The sequence below is a fragment of the Desulfurivibrio alkaliphilus AHT 2 genome (assembly GCF_000092205.1).
GTDB classification, from domain to species: Bacteria; Desulfobacterota; Desulfobulbia; order Desulfobulbales; family Desulfurivibrionaceae; genus Desulfurivibrio; species Desulfurivibrio alkaliphilus.
The window spans coordinates 2,886,381-2,902,369 of sequence record NC_014216.1; the positions used below are offsets into that span (position 1 = coordinate 2,886,381).

A 15,989-nucleotide genomic window follows, 5' to 3' on the forward strand; every position below is an offset into this window, starting at 1 on the left:
CCGTGGGGAGGGGCTGTAAGCGCCCAGCGGGGATAATCCCCGTGGGCGCTTACAGCAGGGTGGTGGTTTTTTAGTAGCGGTAGTGGTCGGGTTTGTACGGCCCTTCCACCGGTACGCCGATGTACTTGGCCTGGTCGGGGCGGAGTTCGGTGAGGTTGGCGCCGATCCGTTCCAGGTGGAGCTTGGCCACCTTTTCGTCCAGGTGCTTGGGCAGCATGTAGACCTTTCTTTCATACTGGTCGTGGCGCTCCCACAGCTCGATCTGGGCCAGTACCTGGTTGGTGAAGGAGTTGCTCATCACGAAGCTGGGGTGGCCGGTGGCGCAGCCCAGGTTCACCAGCCGGCCCTCGGCCAGGATGATGATGCGGTGGCCGTCGGGGAAGATCACGTGATCCACCTGGGGCTTGATGTTCTCCCAGGTCAGGTCTTTAAGGCCGGCGATATCGATCTCGTTGTCGAAATGGCCGATGTTGCAGACGATGGCCTGGTCCCGCATCTGCTCCATGTGGGCGCGGGTAACGACGTTGATGTTGCCGGTGGCGGTGACGAAGATGTCGGCTTTAGGTGCGGCGTCATCCATGGTCACTACCCGGAAGCCTTCCATGGCGGCCTGCAGGGCGCAGATGGGGTCGCACTCGGTGACCCAGACGGTGGCGCCCATGCCGCGGAAGGCTTGGGCACAGCCCTTGCCCACGTCGCCGTAACCGGCCACCACGCAGATCTTACCGGCGATCATCACGTCGGTGGCCCGCTTGATGCCGTCGAGCAGCGATTCCCGGCAGCCGTACAGGTTGTCGAACTTGGACTTGGTTACCGAGTCGTTGACGTTGATGGCCGGGGCCAGCAGGCTGCCTTCCTTGGTCATCTCATAGAGGCGGTGGACCCCGGTGGTGGTCTCTTCGCTGATCCCCTTCACATCTTTCATCAGCTCGGGATATTTCTCGTGCATGATCTGGGTCAGGTCGCCGCCGTCGTCCAGGATCATGTTGGGCCGCCAGCCGTCGGGGCCGGTGATGGTCTGCTCGATGCACCACCAGAACTCTTCCTCGTTCTCGCCCTTCCAGGCAAAGGTGGGAATCCCGGCGGCCACCATGGCGGCGGCGGCCTGGTCCTGGGTGGAGAAGATGTTGCAGGAGGACCAGCGGACCTCCGCCCCCAGGGCGGTGAGGGTTTCCATCAGCACCGCGGTCTGGATGGTCATGTGCAGGCAGCCGGCAATGCGGGCGCCCTTGAGCGGCTTGCTCGCGCCGTACTCTTCGCGCAGGGCCATCAGCCCGGGCATCTCGGTCTCGGCGATCAGCACCTCTTTACGGCCCCAGTCGGCCAGGTTCATGTCCGCCACTTTGTAATCGTTGTTGTCCAGTACTTTGTTACTCACAATAAAACTCCTATCAGTAAGGGTTGAAAAATTTCAGGTTCGTTTGCCTATTTAATGCCGGCGGCGGCTCTAAGAGCCTCGGCCTTGTCGGTGCGCTCCCAGGTGAACTCTTCCCGCTCCCGGCCGAAGTGGCCGTAGGCGGCGGTTTTACGGTAGATGGGGCGCAGCAGGTCGAGATGCTGGACGATGGCCTTGGGCCGCAGATCGAAGTGCTCGGTGATCAGCTTGCGGATCTCGTCGTCGCTGATCTTGCCGGTGCCGAAGGTGACCACGTTGATGGAAACCGGCTGGGAAATGCCGATGGCATAGGCCACTTGCACTTCGCACTGGGAGGCCAGGCCGGCGGCCACCACGTTCTTGGCCACATAGCGGCCCATGTAGGAAGAGGAGCGGTCCACCTTGGAGGGATCCTTGCCGGAGAAGGCGCCGCCGCCGTGGGAGCCCACGCCGCCGTAGGTGTCGACGATGATCTTGCGGCCGGTAACGCCGCAGTCGCCCACGGGGCCGCCAATTACGAAACGGCCGGTGGGGTTGATGAAGTACTTGGTGTTTTTATCCACCATGTTCTCGGGCAGTATGGGCTTGATGATCTCTTCCATCACCGCCTCTTTGAGGTCCTCGTAATCCACCTCGGGGGAGTGCTGGGTGGAGAGTACCACCGCCTCGACCCGTTTGGGTTTGTCGTTTTCATACTCGATGGTGACCTGGCTTTTGGCATCGGGGCGCAGCCAGGGCAGCCGGCCGGATTTCCGCATCTCGGCCTGGCGCTTGACCAGGCGGTGGGAGTAGGTGATGGGCATGGGCATCAGCACCTTGGTTTCGTCGCAGGCGTAGCCGAACATCAGGCCCTGGTCGCCGGCGCCCTGGTCCAGGTCGACACCCTTGCCTTCGTCCACCCCCTGGGCGATATCCGGCGACTGCTTGTCGATGCTGGTGAGGATGGCGCAGGACTGCCAGTCAAAGCCCATATCGGAAGAGTTGTAGCCGATTTCCTTGATGGTCTCGCGGACGATGCTGGGGTAATCGACCACCGCGTTGGTGGTGATCTCGCCGGCGATCAGGGCCATGCCGGTGGTCACCAGGGTCTCGCAGGCCACCCGGGACATCTTGTCCTGGGCCAGGATGGCGTCCAGAACGGCATCGGAAACCTGGTCGGCCACCTTGTCGGGATGGCCTTCGGAAACGGATTCGGAGGTGAAGAGATAGTTTGCCATGGTTGCTCCTTGTTTATGTTTGGCTAGGTTAATATTTATTAAGGTTCAATGGTTGTTAGCTTGTACAATTTTTACCACATCCTGGCAAGATAAGAAAAAGCATGGGCCACGCTATTGCACCAGGGCTGCCAGTCGGCCGCTGCCCTTCCAGCCGGCCTGCCGGACTTCCCGGGTCAGTTCGGCGGTGACCTCCCACTTGTTGAGCGGGCTGATCAGGTAGAGGCCGTCGATGATGGGGCAGATCTCGGCGATCAGCTCCCGGGTGAACTCGTCGGCCACCCGGCGCTGGTCTTCCACCGCCTCGTAGCGTCCCAGCTTGCGTCGCAGGTCTTCGGGGATGTTGATCCCAGGTACCTCGTGGTGCAGAAACTCGGCGTTGCGGGCCGAGATCAGCGGGAAGATGCCGGGGAAGATCAGCATCTCCAGGTGCCTGGTGCGTTCCAGCATATCCTCGACGGCCCCGGCGCTGAAGAAGGGCTGGGTCATGGCATAGACCGCGCCCAGGGCCGCTTTGCGTTCCAGGCGGCGGATCTGCAGGTCCGGGTTGTTGGGCCGGTAGCTGAAGGCGGCACCGATGGAAAAATCGCACTGCCCCTTCATGGCCTTGCCCGCCGGGTTGCGGCCCTGGTTGAACTGGTTGAGCATCCGGATCAGGCCGAACGACTGCACGTCGAATACCCCGGTGGCCGCCGGCTGGTCGCCGGTGGTGGCCGGATCGCCGGTGACCGCCAGGATACTGTCGATCTCCAGCAAATGGGCCCCCATGATCTGCGATTGCAGCCCCAGGGCGTTGCGGTCGCGGCAGGTAACGTGGGCCACGGTGGCAATGCCCACCTCGCTGCGGATCTTGTGGGCCAGCGAGATGTTGTCGGCCCGCAGTACCGCCAGGGGGTTTTCCCCCAGGGTAATGGCGTCGGCCCCGGCGGCGGCCAGTTCCTTGGCGCCGCCGAGCACCCCGCTGATATCCAGGTGGGTGGGCGGGTCAACCTCCACCAGCACCGGCAGTTTGTCGGTGGGCAGGCGCTTGAGCAGGCTGCCGGCCTTGGCCGCCGTCGGGGCCTGGCTGTCCGGCCCGGTGGCCTGTTTGTCGCTGGCCACCTGGGTCAAGGGGCGGCGTTTAAGGCGCAAGTGTTTGCCGAATTCCTGGATATGGGCCGGGGTGGTGCCGCAGCAGCCGCCCACCAGCCGGGCCCCGGTCTTGACCATCTCCCGCACCAGTTGCGCCATGTAGGGCGGTTCGGCGGGGTAGATCAGGCGGTGGTTGACGATCTCCGGAAAGCCGGCGTTGGGAAAGGCGGCCAGGGGCACCTCCTCGCCCAAGGCGGCCAGCCGTTCCATGGCCGTCAGCATGGCCCGGGCGCCGCGGCCGCAGTTGGAGCCCACCACGTCGGCTCCGGCGGCCAGGGCCGCCCGCCCGCATTCCAGGGCATCGAGGCCGGCGGCGGTGCAACCCTGCTTGGGGTAGACCATGTTGGCCACGATGGGCATTTTGCCGGCCAGGCGGCGGGCCACTTTCAGGGCCAGCAGCAGCTCGTCGAGATGGCTGAAGGTCTCCAGGATCAGCAGGTCCACCCCGCCTTCCAGCAGGGCCTCGATCTGCTCCTTGAAGGCCGCCTCCACCGCTTCCCTTTCCGGTCCCTCGGTTTCGCCCAGGGGGAAATCGGCGCCGCTGGGGCCCACCGAACCGGCCACGTAAACCTCGCCGCTGCCGGCCCGCACCGCCAGTTCGGCCCCGGCCAGGTTGATCTGCCGGGCCTTGTCCTCCAGGCCGGCGTTTTCCAGCTTGAGCCGGTTGGCCCCGAAGGTGTTGGTTTCAATGAGCCGGCTGCCGGCCCGGATATATTCTTCGTGTACCGAGTAAACCAGGTCCGGGTCCGCCAGGTTGAGCCGTTCGATGTTCTTGCCCAGCTCAATCCCCTTGGCGTACAGATAGCTGCCCAGGGCCCCGTCGGCCAGCAGCACCCGTTCCCGGATATATTCCAGAAAGTCGGGTTTGTTGGCACTCATTGAGAAGCTCCTTCCGGGTCGTTGGCTTTTGGGGCAGCGGCCGGGGTGTCCTGGTAGCGTTTGTTGTCCAGGGCTCCCTGGGTGTTGGCCCGCTCCTCGGCAAAGTTGAAGCCCTCCCAGATACCGATGGATTTCAGGATCGAGTCCTGGGGGTGATAGCGGCGGAAGATTTTGAAATAAAGGGCCGCTTCCTTGCTGTTGATGGCGGCCTGGGGGTAGGCGGCCTTGATTTCGGCCAGTTCCTGGTCGCTGATCTCTTTTTCGGCCAGCCTTTCGCCCAGGCTTTCGCAGCCGGCCCCTTGGGTGTACTGCACCTTGTAGCGCCAGAGCACCTCTTCGGGCAGATGACCGGTGTCGGCAAAGGCCCGGCGCAGGATCCACTTTTCGATCCGGGCGTCGTTGACCTGGCGGATTTTCAGCTCCGCCGGGATCTGCATGGCCAGGTCGATCATCGCGGTGTCGAGAAAGGGCACCCGCAACTCCAGGTTGAACAGCATGCCGATGCGGTCGGCCCGCTGCAGGTTGATATTGTGCAGGGTGGAGATCAGCCGCCGGCATTCCTGGTTGAGCCTGGCCGTTTCCTGGTGCTTCATGTAGTGGTAGCCGGCAAACAGTTCGTCGGCCCCCTCGCCGGTGAGCACCACGGTGACATACCGGGCCGCCAGCTTGCAGGTGAAGTAGCAGGGTACGGCGCAGCGCACCAGGGAAGGATCGTAGCTTTCCAGTTTGCCGATCACCTCGGGCAGGGCCTGGTAGTACTCCTCTTCGGTGAAGATCAGCTCGTGGTGGGTGGAGTCGATATGCTCGGCCACCAGGCGGGCGGCGGTGAGGTCGTCGCTCTCCTTGCCGTTTTCATCCCGCATGCCCACGGCAAAGGTGTGCAGGTTGGGGATCTCTTCGGCGGCGATGGCGGCGATCAGGCTGGAGTCCAGGCCGCCGCTGCAAAAGGCGCCCACCGGGATCTCCGGGTCGGCCAGCAGCCGTTTTTTCACCGAGGCCTTGAAGGTGTCGCGGACCCTGGCCGCCGCTTCATCGACCCCGGTGAGCAGGTGGTCCCGGATCTCCGGCACCTGATAGTAGCGGACAAAGCCTTCCTGCGGGGTGTAGTAGTGGCCGGCGGGAAATTCGTGCACCTCCTCCACCTGGGCCAGGCTCATGGCGCCCAGCTCGGAGCTGAAGTACAGGTTGCCGTCGCGGTAGGCGTAATAAAGCGGCTTGATTCCCACCGGATCGCGGGCCAAAAGGTAGTCGCCGGCCTCGGTGAAGATGCAGAAGGCGAACATTCCGTCCAGCTCTTTTACGCAGGCGGAGCCTTTTTTACGATAGAGATGCAGGGGAACCTCGGTGTCGGAGTGGGTCCGGAACTCGAACTCTTCAGCCAGTTGTTCCCGCAGTTTGCGAAAGTTATAGATCTCGCCGTTGCCGATGATGCCGCAACTGTTGTCGGTGCTGATGATCGGCTGGTGGCCGCCGGCCACATCGACAATCGAGAGCCGGGTATGGCCGAAAGCCATGTTGCCGCTAATGTGCACGCCCCGGTCGTTGGGGCCGCGATGCTCCAGGGCATCCAACATCCGGTTGACGGTGTCCACATCGGCCGAACCGATACATCCTGCAATTCCACACATTTTTAATCCTCTTTTGTTTTCCGGTGTTAGAAGTTTAAACTTCCCCGGGGCCGGAAATCCCCGGGACAGATCTTGATCTGTCCCCTCCTGAAGCTATTTGACCACCTGGAACACGCCCACCAGGGAATGGCCCACGCCGGTGCCCGGCTGCAGGTCCATTTCCATCTTGCGCAACGAGTAGCCCAAGTGGGGTTCGATGATGTTGGCCCGGGGATCGCCCCAGTCCAGCCAGCCCGAACCTTCGATGACCGCCCGCATGGTATGGATGGCGTCCTTCAGCGGCTCCGGATAGTAGGGCGGCACCTCCGGCGGCCGTTCACACAGCTCGCCTTTGCGGCAGTTGTAGTTGCGCAGCATGGCGATGGTGTGCTCGATCAGGGTGTTGCAGCACATGAAGAAGTGCTCGTAAAAGTTGTTCAAATGATCAAAGCCCGGCCGTGGCACGAAATCCACCATCAGGGTGGAAAGATCGGTGCGGGTGTAACCTTCGAACAGCGAGTTGGTCTGGTGCCGCAGCCAGCGCGGGGCATGCCGGTTGTAATCGCCGGTGCTCAAGTGGCGGCCGACGAAGATCGAGCGGTCGAAAAAGTGCAGGGGCTTGATGGTAACCCCGGTTTCCTGTTCCACCCGCTTGATGATATTGATGCACTCCTCGCGGGTCATCAGCCGCAGGTCGAAGGAGGCGATATCGGCCTGATCCCGCTCTTCCTCGGGGTAGATGTAGGAGATCCGGTAATCCATGAAGTACTCTTCATCGGGCGGATGATGCCACAGATCCTGCCACTCGTAGGAGTAACGGCCCAGCCAGTCGCCGATGATCAGGGCGCCGTCTTCGGCGTGCAGGCAGATATCCCGGAAGATCTTGACCAACTGCTCGTTGGTGAAGTGGCTCATGGTGCCGTAAGACGACATGTAAAGGTCAAACGGTGCTTCCTTCTCCAGCATCTTGAGGCCGTCGGAAAAGTCGGCCTTCTCGAAACGGACCTTGCCGTTGCCGCTTAAATGCTCCCGGGCCTGCTCCAGCAGATCCTCGTTGAGGTCGTAGCCCACGTACTCCTGCAGGGTCTCCGGGGTCACGGCGGCGGTGATGAAGTCGTAGATCCCCGGTTCCTCGCGGTTGACCCCGGTGATCAGGTCATAACCGTCGGCGCTGCCGCAGCCCAGGTCGGCGATGCGGATCCGCTTGAGTTGCTTGTGTTTACGGTCGGTCAACTCGTTAAGATAGGGCCGGAGCATGATCCCGGTGAGCTGATCCTCCCAGAATCGGCGCACGTTGTCATACTTGCCCAGCAGGCCGGTGGCCTTTTCGTACTTGCCGGTCCCGGCGGCCTGGGAATATGCCTTGGTTTCAGCCATTGATAAACCTCCGCTGCACGTTTAGGCGGCTTGCTGGGCCTTGAGCCAGTCAATGGCGGCAAAGGCATCGGCACAGTGAGCGTCGGCCCCGATCTCGCTGGCGAACTCCGGCGAAGTGGGGGCGCCGCCGATGCAGACCTTGGTGTTTTCCAGGCCCTCTTCCTTGAGCTTGTCGATGACCTCCTGCATGTTGCGCATGGTGGTGGTCAGCAGGGCCGAAAGACCCAGGTAGGGGGCGTTGTGTTCCTTGACTGCGGCGACGATCTTGTCGGCGGGTACGTCAACGCCCAGATCGATAACGTCGTAACCGGCGCCCTTGATCATGATGCTGACGATGTTCTTGCCGATATCGTGCAAATCGCCGATGACGGTGGCGATGACGAAGCGGCCCTTGCTCTCCACCCCGTCCTTGAGCAGGTGGGGGGTGAGGATATCCATGCCGGCGCCCACCGCCTCGGCGGCGGCCAGCATATCCGGGATCAGGTATTCGCCCTTTTCAAACTTTTCCCCCACCACGTTCATGGAGTCGGTCAGTCCGTCCACCAGGATCTCGGAGGGGCTGACGCCCTGATCCAGGGCCTGGTTGACCAGTTCGGTCACCGCCGGCTGATCCTCGAGGCCCTCATCAAAGCCCTCGTCTTCAGCTTCAATCCGGCCCTGAACCACGTTGAATGCGATTTTTTCGAGCAGTTCTTGCTTTTCCATGTCGTCTCTTTCTCCTTGATTTGGCGTTACTAAATTGCGGCTAGCTGGTTCGGCAGCATTTTTTCTGCCATTATTTCCGGGTTATTTATCAGTAAACAATCGGTCCACAATGCCCGGCACCTCGGCGCGGATTTTGGCCTGGAGCTCGGCGGGCAGATGTTTGCCCGGCCGGGCTTCGACTTTGGCCAGTTCCGCCACCGCGCGGGGGATCACCCCGTCCTGCTGCTCCTTGGCCCCGAATTTGTAGGGCTCGGAAATCTCGCCGGCGTGGGTGGCCTTGCGGGTGTGGCGGGTAAACAGCCGGTGGCTGGACTTCATCACCTTGGTGATCATCTTGCGTACTTCTTCAATGCTTTCCGCATCCACCTTGGGCGGCCGCAGGCAGTGCTTGACCAGCCCCACCTGCTCGTTGTCCAGCAGCGCCTGCAGGGGGCAGAAGGTGTTGGTCCGCTCCAGCAGCCCGAAGGAGTAATGGATGTACTGGGCGCCGGTGAGCCCCATGTAAAGGTGGGTGAAGACCTTTTCAAAGGAGGCCTGCATGCCGGGGGTCGAGGCGTTGCCCACCCCGGAGGAGGAATAGCAGGGGATCTTGTAATGCCGGGCCATCTGGGCGGTGTCGTTGTTGTACTGGTTGAACTCCGGGCAGCCGTAGAGGTCGTGCAGGTCGTCCAGCCGGGCCCGTACCGCCACGCTGCCGTAAAGGACCGGCGCGCCGGGCTTGATCAACTGGGTCAGCATCACCCCGGCCAGGATCTCGGCGTTGATCTGGGCCACCATGCCGGCCTCCTGGATGGGAGCCGAAGAGCCGCCCTGGGGCGAGGAGGAAATTACCAGCGGCATCCCGGCCTCGACGATGTCGAAGACCTTGTCGGTGGTGTCTTCCACCATCTGCAGCGGGCTTTTGAAGACGCAGGTGATAAAGGAGACCACCGGGTTCTGCCGCAGCTCCTCGCTGCCGCCGGCGACGATCTCGGCCATCTTGAGCACCTTGTTCAGGCTGTTTTGGGTGGTCAGCCCGGCCTGGACGTGCTTGGTGATGTTGTTGAGGCAGGCAAAGAACTTGTTGACGTCGTGGTCATCTTCGCTGATGTCGCTGTCCTGGACGTTGACCGGCCGGATAAAGAAATCCAGGTGTTCCAGTTGCTCACCCAGCCGGGCGGCTCGGGCCAGCAGCAGGGCGTCGCCGCGCTTTTCGGTGTAGCGCGGGGCGGTGAGCTTGCGCTTAGGATCGCTGGTGGATTGAAACTCCTCCAGTTCGGTCTCCAGCCAGACATTGGTCTCGGAGCCGGAGCCGAAATAGACCCGCGGCACCTCGGCGTCCAGCAGCAGCCGGTTTTGGGGGTCGCGGGCGCCCAGCACGATCTTGCTGGGGGCCATGGCGATATATTTGCGCACCATCGCCGGCGGGAAGTAAACCCGTTTGCAGGGTGCGCCGGCGCCGGGTTCGTCCTCCACCCGGGCGCCGTTGGCGGCAAAGAGTTCGGCCGCCCGCATGTTGTAGCACCAGATCCCGGTCTCTTCCAGGATTTTCATGGAAGCGTCATCCAGCAGCTCGATCTGCTCGGCGTTCAGCCGCTCATAGGGCTTAACCACGGTCCCTTGGCGAAATGTATCAGGTTCAGTCATTGGTCCTTACCTTTTGTTTTGTTCAATGTTTCAACGGGTCGAAATTTTCGGCGCTGCAAAGTTTCGGTTGTGGCACGGGGGTGGGGGCCGCGAAAACCGGTAGCGGCTCATTCTCGGCGGGCATCCTGCCCGCCTCCGAGGTGGCGGCGGCCTCCTGCGCGTCCATGCGCCCGGCCACCGCCAAACCCGCCGCTACCGGCTTCCGCGGCCCCCGTCCAGGCTGCAAGCGACTTGCATCTTGGACGGGCACCATGTTGTTATTCTTTACCTGAAAAATCGAGCATATTTGCGGCATCGCTTGTCTTTGCCCACCAGCACTTCGGCGGCGCGGATGGCGCCCATCAGTTCCTGGTCCAGGACGTTGAGAATGCCGCCGTCCAGGCCGTAGGCCACCGCCATCTGCAAAAAGGCGCTGTTGAGCCGTTTGCGCTGGGGCAGGCCGAAAGAGATGTTGGAGACCGCCATCACCGTCTTAGCCTTGGGCAATTCCTTTTTGATCGCGGCGATGGTGTCCAGGGTGACCCGGCCCTGGGTGATGTCGGTGCTCACCGGCACCACCAAGGGGTCGAAATAGAGGTCTTCTTCCGGCACCCCGTGCTTGGCGCAGTAGGCGGCGATATTCTGGCAGGCGGTCAGCCGGGCCTCGGCCGACGCGGGAATACCCTTGTCATCCATGGCCAGGCCCACCATGGGCAGCTTGAAACGGGCCGCCAGCGGCACCACTTGGGCCATGTTTTCCTCGGTGGCCTTGGTGGAGTTGATCAGGGCCGGCTTGCCCTGGCGGGCGGTCAGCCCGGCTTCCAGCACGGCGGCGTCGGCGCTGTCGATGCACAGCGGGGTGTCGATCTTCTCCTGGATGGTACTCACCGCCCAGGCCATGGCCTCCACCTCGTCGGCGCCGCTGCCGTGCCCGGTGCCCACATTGACATCGATATAGTCGGCCCCGGCGGCGGCCTGTTTTTCGGCCAGCTCCAGCAGTGCCGCCGCGTCCCGCGCCTCGATGATCTTGCGGGTGGAGGGGATGGTGGCGTTGATCTTTTCGGCTATGGTAATCATGTTACATCCTTTGTTGGTTTTTCCTGCTGCTTTTAGTCTTCCATCAAAAAGGGCTGCAGGCCGGGAATTTCCGCCTTGATCCGTTGGCGGATATCCTCGGGCAGTACCGAGGTCAGCGGCGCGTCGAGGATCTCCCGGCTGCGGGCGGTGGCTCGGGCGCGGGCGTCGTGGGCGCCGGCCTGTTGCCACGGTCCCCGGTTGTCCCGGTCGCTTAATTGCGGGCTGTAATGCTCGTGGCGCATTAAGCGGCGGGTATGGCGGGCGGTGACGAACTGGCCGCCGGGGCCGGCCTTTTTCAGCTCGGCCATGGCGATGGTTTCATCATCCACCCGGATGCCTTCCACCGCCCGCATGGTCATGCCCAGGATCTCGTTGTCCACCACCAGCTTGTCGTAGGAGGCGGTGAGGCAGAACTCGATGAAGCCGGCGGCGTCATGGATGAAGTTGGCCCCGGCCAGGGCCACCAGCACGCTGGTCATGGCGGATTCGTAGCCGGCCTGGGCGTCCACCACCTTGGAATCGGTCATCCCGGCGGTGGCGTAGAAGGGCAGCTTGTAGAACTGGGCCATCTGGGCTGCGCCGGCGTTCATCAGGCCCATCTCCACCGCCCCGGCCAGGTACTTGAGGTCCCGGAGGTCGGTGATGGAAGAGATGCAGCCGAAGAGGCAGGGGGCGCCGGGGTTGGTGAGCTGGGCCAGCATCACCCCGGCCAGGGAGTCCACCGTCTGGACCACCAGGTTGGCGGCCAGGGTCACCGGGGCGGTGGCGCCGCACAACGGCTCGGTGGGCACCACCACCGGGATCCGGTTGCGGGCCGCTTCCATGGTCAACTCGCCGTAGGATTCATCCAGCTTGAAGGGGCTGATGGGGCAGGTGACCATGGAGATGAAGGGGCGCTCCCGCAGGGCCTCGGGGCTTCCGGCGATCATCTCCGCCATCTTGATGACGTTGCGTACCCCCTCTACGGTGTAAACTCCGCCCATGATGTGCTTTTGGGTGCGGTTCAGGGCGGCGCCGAAACGGTTGACGTCCACGTCTTCCACGGTCACGTCGCCGGGGTAGACGTTGAGCATGTAGAAGTGGATATTGTCCAGGGCATCCACCATGCGGGCCATGTTCATGATGTCTTTGGTCTGGGAGCGGCGGATATCGTCGCTGCCCGGCTCCTGGACATTGAGGGCGGTGCCGCCGGTGCCCATGTAAACCTTGGTGCCGCCGATCTCGCAGTCGTGCTCGCCTTCCGGGTCGCGGCCGCAGAGGTTGATCACCGGCGGGGCCTGGCCGATGATCTTTTCCACCAGGCTGCCGGGCATCTTGACGATATTGGTTTCCCGATCCACCTGGGCGCCGGCTTCGGCGAAGAGTTCGAGGGCGGCGGGAAAGTTGACCTGCACCCCGATTTCTTCGAAAACCTGCATGGCGGCCTGGTGAATGCGCTGGATGTCTTCCGGAGTCAGCGGCTGATAGCGGCCGCCTTCGATGCCTTTTCTTACTTTCATGGGGTTTTGCTCTCCTTCAAAAGGGTTCCTGTTTTCTATTGTTAGCTTTTAAACTTGCATGATCAGGGTAACTGGCCTGCCGTTAGCGTCGGGCGATACAGTCTCGTTTTTTGCAGCGCCGGCAGGGAATCAGGTCGCGGTCGGCCGGGGCGTCGCTGCTTTGGTACAGCCCGAACAGGGCGGAGATCGATTTGCGCGGCTGCATCAGGCAGGAGGAGTCGAGTTCCACCCCGATCAGCCGATGGTCCAGCAGGGCAAACAACCCGGGCTGGTCGCTCAGGGGCCAATCGCAATAGCCGGGGCTGAAGCGGGGGCCGGCCAGCAGGTCCGCTTGCTGTTCGATATGGCTTAAAAAACGGTCGGCCAGCCATTCCACGGCGCCGGAGCCCAGGGCGTCCAGCACGGCGGCGTCGGCCAACTGCCCCTCGGACTGCAACTCTTCCACCCGCCGGTCCAGGTCCGAGCCCACGGTGGCGATAAAGCAGCTTATTTGGGAGGCCTTTTGCAACGCGTCAACCATCTTGGGGTTGGTCAGTTCCATGGTCGCGCCGCCATTACTCAGGCTGATGGTGCCTTGGGCGGTTAGGGCGGGAGCCAGGGTGGTGTGGACCACCTGCGGCTCCAACAGTTCAGGTAACTCCGGCTCCAGGGCGGCCAGCCGCCGGGCGGTGCGGGCGCTTAAATCGCGCCGCCGCCGGCGGCCCAGCAGGCGCTCGACAAAGTCGCGGTCAAAACCCGGGCGATGTCGCCAGAGCCGGCCGGCTGCACGTTGAGCGGCTTGGCCGCTTTTGCCGCCGCGGCTGGCGGGGGAATAAGTTTTGCTGTGCTCAATGCCCGGGGTAATCATCTTTATATTACTGGCTCTCTGCTGAATTAAACTTGCAACTCGGTCCTGGCGGTTGCTTCCCCGTGCGGTTGGAAGCCTGCCGTTTGCTTGATCTTGCCGCGGGGGCAAGCTGAGTGTCACTCGGTGATGGGCGGAACCAAGCCGGGATCGAGCTTGCCGGCGGGGATGGCCTGTACCAGTTTGTCCAGGCTCTGGTTCAACAGCACCAGGTCTTCGGCGGCCAGGCGATCCAGGGCCTCGGTCAGCGGGCCGTGGTGCAGGGTGCCGGCCTGATCCAGCAGGTCCAGGCCGGTGGAGGTCAAGGTTACCAGCACCACCCGCTGGTCCTCCTGGCGACCGCCGCGCTGGCGGCGGACCAGCCCCCGGCGCTCCAGCTTGTCCAGCAGGTTGCTGGCAGTGGACTGGTGAATGGAAAGAATGCGGGCCACCTCGGAGATTTTAAGCTCGCCGGCGGCGGCTATTTCGCGCAGCACCCAGAGCATGGTGGCGCTTACCTGGCACTGCCGCTCCACCATTTTGGAATAGGATTGAATGGCCCGGAAAACCACTCGCAGGTCGCTGAGCACCTTGCGTACGCGGGCCTCGCGCTGAAAGTTATCGTCGGTTTCGGTGGCGGCCGGGCCGCCCATGTCGCCGCCGGCTTCGGCGGCTATGGCAAAACTTTGCGTCATCGCCATGATGCTCTCGCTTTATCAATTAGTTTAGTTGGTCTGTGATGCCGACCAAATTGCCGCCGGGTGGCGGTTGAAATGCTGCCGTGTTTTATTTGCGGCATATATTATTGCAAAAAAAGTTTTTGTGCAATAACTTTTTGCCGTTCAAATATATTGCGTAATATATATGCCTGTAAAAGAATTTGCGGGAAAGGGAAGGGGAGGGGGTTTTCTTACTGCTTGGGATGGCGCTGTTTTATCGCCTTGGTTAGTTCTTCGTTGGCTGGCGCGGTCATGCCCAGCTGGTGGGCCCGGCGGACGATTTCGCCGTTGATGGCCATGATTTCGGTGGCTCGGTGCTGGCGGATATCCTGGAGCATGGAAGAGATGTTGGTGGCGGTCCGGCGGCAGACTTCTTCCACCATGGCCAGCGGGTCCATGCCCAGAGCAATGCCGCTGGCCTCGGCCACGGCGGCGGCTTCGTTTACCGCCAGGGCCATTTGTTGGCGGGCGGCGGGAATTTCCAACAGGCGGCCGTTGGGGCAGTCGTGGACTACGGTCAAGGCGTTGATGCCGACGTTGACCAGCAACTTGTGCCAGAGTTCGCGCTGGATGTTGGTGCTTATGCGGGTGTCGAATCCTGCCTGGCGAAAGGTTTGACTGATCTGGTGCAAGGGGTCGGCCAGGTTATGGGCCCAATGGCTTGACGCAGAATCGACATGCCCCATGGTAAGCGTGCCCGGGCCGCCGGGCCGGACCCGGCCAGGGGCCAGCAGGGTGGCGCCGGCGGTGCAGATGCCCGGCACGGGCAGGCAGCGGCCACGCAGCCGGCACAGCTGTTCCAGGTGGCTGATACCGTTGGTAAAGGTGATAAAGGGTGTGGCCGGGTCGGCAAAAGGGACGGCGTCGGCCAGAGCCTGGGGCAGGGTGAGGGATTTGACGCAGAAAATCACCGCCGAACACCCGGCTGTGTCGGCGTAATCGGCGGTAACAGGAATGGGCAGGGGGGATGCCGAAGGTGCTGCCGGGCCCTCAAGGATGATTCCCTGGCGGTTCAGGGTGGCAGCCCGCCCGGCGTCATGGTCGACCAAGCGCACTCGGCAGGCGCCGGCCAAATGCAGCCGGGCCGCCAGCAGGCAGCCCAAGGCGCCGGGCCCGACCACCGCCAGATTCAGGTAAGCATTCACCGGGGTCCGATAGCCTGCAATGTCAGCAGTGGATAAACGTTGAGCAGCACCGCAGCGGTCGGGCGAGCAGCCAAGGTCGCACACAATCTGTGCATCCTGGCGGGGCTGCTCGTTCGACGCTGCGATGCTGCTGGTCGCAACGAAGGGCTGGAAGGGTTACTCGATGACGGTAACGTCTTCCAGGATCACCTGGTAGGTGTAGCCGGCGCCGAAATCCTTGTTGGCGGCCAAAACGCCTTCCAGGGTAACAATTTCGCCAACCTCCACCGCTTCCTGGGAGGTGGCCACCAGGTTGTGGGTGCGCTGGGTTTCAGAACCGGTACCGTCCTGCAAATGGATAAAGTTGCGGTTCATGATGGCCGGGGAATATTTCACCACCTGGGCTTTAACCCGTACCGTCTGGCCGCTCAGCCCTTCGCCCTGGGCAAACAGCTCGGAGACGGTGTAAGCGTTATCGCCGGTGGCCTTGGCCACTTCCAGTTCGGCAAAGGGTACTACGGCCTTGTCGCTGCCCATGGGGATGTCACCCATCCCGGCATGGGCCTCTTCCATGGCCTGGGTGAAGCTGCGCCGTTCATCCTCGGCGGTTTGCTGGGCAGTCGGCTGCTGGTTGTCGCCGCAGGCGGCCAGGAAAAAGGTCAGTCCGAGAGCGGCGGTAAAAAATGCATTGCGGGGGGAGATTAGCTTCATGATGGTTCCCTGTTGTTGAAGGATTATAATGAACTGGATGACCCACTTGCGGGTCGTGAATCACAAAGGCCCCCGATCGCCGGAACCGATCGGCAGGGCCGAGGCTTACCTTAGCTAAAAAACCGCGTTTGTCAATGGGTAAG

The 15,989-nt window shown here is 62.4% G+C and carries 13 protein-coding genes; all 13 read right to left on the bottom strand.

Features of this window, described 5'->3' with window-relative positions:
- Nucleotides 1-70: 70 nt before the first annotated feature.
- On the bottom strand, nucleotides 71-1,363 hold the full coding sequence (ahcY, locus tag DAAHT2_RS12560) for an adenosylhomocysteinase (RefSeq protein ID WP_174259458.1): 1,293 nt from the start codon (nucleotides 1,361-1,363) through the stop codon (nucleotides 71-73).
- Nucleotides 1,364-1,425: 62 nt separating this feature from the next.
- Nucleotides 1,426-2,592 (bottom strand): methionine adenosyltransferase, encoded by a 1,167-nt coding sequence (metK, locus tag DAAHT2_RS12565; protein ID WP_013164654.1) that lies wholly within the window; start codon nucleotides 2,590-2,592, stop codon nucleotides 1,426-1,428.
- 111 nt (nucleotides 2,593-2,703) lie between these two features.
- Nucleotides 2,704-4,599 (bottom strand): bifunctional homocysteine S-methyltransferase/methylenetetrahydrofolate reductase, encoded by a 1,896-nt coding sequence (locus tag DAAHT2_RS12570; RefSeq protein ID WP_013164655.1) that lies wholly within the window; start codon nucleotides 4,597-4,599, stop codon nucleotides 2,704-2,706.
- Entirely contained in the window at nucleotides 4,596-6,227 is a 1,632-nt protein-coding gene (asnB, locus tag DAAHT2_RS12575; RefSeq protein WP_013164656.1) for an asparagine synthase B, read from the bottom strand. The genes DAAHT2_RS12570 and asnB overlap by 4 nt, the downstream gene beginning before the upstream one ends.
- A 93-nt stretch (nucleotides 6,228-6,320) precedes the next feature.
- Nucleotides 6,321-7,583: a methyltransferase domain-containing protein gene (locus DAAHT2_RS12580; RefSeq protein WP_013164657.1), complete on the bottom strand. Its 1,263-nt coding sequence runs from the start codon at nucleotides 7,581-7,583 to the stop codon at nucleotides 6,321-6,323.
- 21 nt (nucleotides 7,584-7,604) lie between these two features.
- Nucleotides 7,605-8,288: a corrinoid protein gene (locus tag DAAHT2_RS12585; RefSeq protein ID WP_013164658.1), complete on the bottom strand. Its 684-nt coding sequence runs from the start codon at nucleotides 8,286-8,288 to the stop codon at nucleotides 7,605-7,607.
- Between the two features lie 81 nt (nucleotides 8,289-8,369).
- Nucleotides 8,370-9,914: a trimethylamine methyltransferase family protein gene (locus DAAHT2_RS12590; protein WP_013164659.1), complete on the bottom strand. Its 1,545-nt coding sequence runs from the start codon at nucleotides 9,912-9,914 to the stop codon at nucleotides 8,370-8,372.
- A 264-nt stretch (nucleotides 9,915-10,178) separates the two neighbouring features.
- Nucleotides 10,179-10,970: a dihydropteroate synthase gene (locus DAAHT2_RS12600; RefSeq protein WP_013164660.1), complete on the bottom strand. Its 792-nt coding sequence runs from the start codon at nucleotides 10,968-10,970 to the stop codon at nucleotides 10,179-10,181.
- A gap of 32 nt (nucleotides 10,971-11,002) precedes the next feature.
- Nucleotides 11,003-12,469, bottom strand: a complete 1,467-nt coding sequence (locus tag DAAHT2_RS12605; protein ID WP_013164661.1) for a trimethylamine methyltransferase family protein — start codon at nucleotides 12,467-12,469, stop codon at nucleotides 11,003-11,005.
- An 82-nt stretch (nucleotides 12,470-12,551) separates the two neighbouring features.
- The gene (locus DAAHT2_RS14100; protein ID WP_013164662.1) at nucleotides 12,552-13,316 is read right to left on the bottom strand and encodes a vitamin B12 dependent-methionine synthase activation domain-containing protein; all 765 of its coding nucleotides are present in this window, start codon (nucleotides 13,314-13,316) and stop codon (nucleotides 12,552-12,554) included.
- Between the two features lie 116 nt (nucleotides 13,317-13,432).
- Complete coding sequence (locus tag DAAHT2_RS12615) at nucleotides 13,433-13,993, bottom strand: MarR family winged helix-turn-helix transcriptional regulator (RefSeq protein WP_013164663.1); 561 nt, start codon at nucleotides 13,991-13,993, stop codon at nucleotides 13,433-13,435.
- Between the two features lie 209 nt (nucleotides 13,994-14,202).
- Entirely contained in the window at nucleotides 14,203-15,156 is a 954-nt protein-coding gene (locus DAAHT2_RS12620) for a ketopantoate reductase family protein (RefSeq protein WP_013164664.1), read from the bottom strand.
- Between the two features lie 156 nt (nucleotides 15,157-15,312).
- The gene (locus tag DAAHT2_RS12625) at nucleotides 15,313-15,846 is read right to left on the bottom strand and encodes a hypothetical protein (RefSeq protein ID WP_013164665.1); all 534 of its coding nucleotides are present in this window, start codon (nucleotides 15,844-15,846) and stop codon (nucleotides 15,313-15,315) included.
- Nucleotides 15,847-15,989 lie beyond the last annotated feature (143 nt).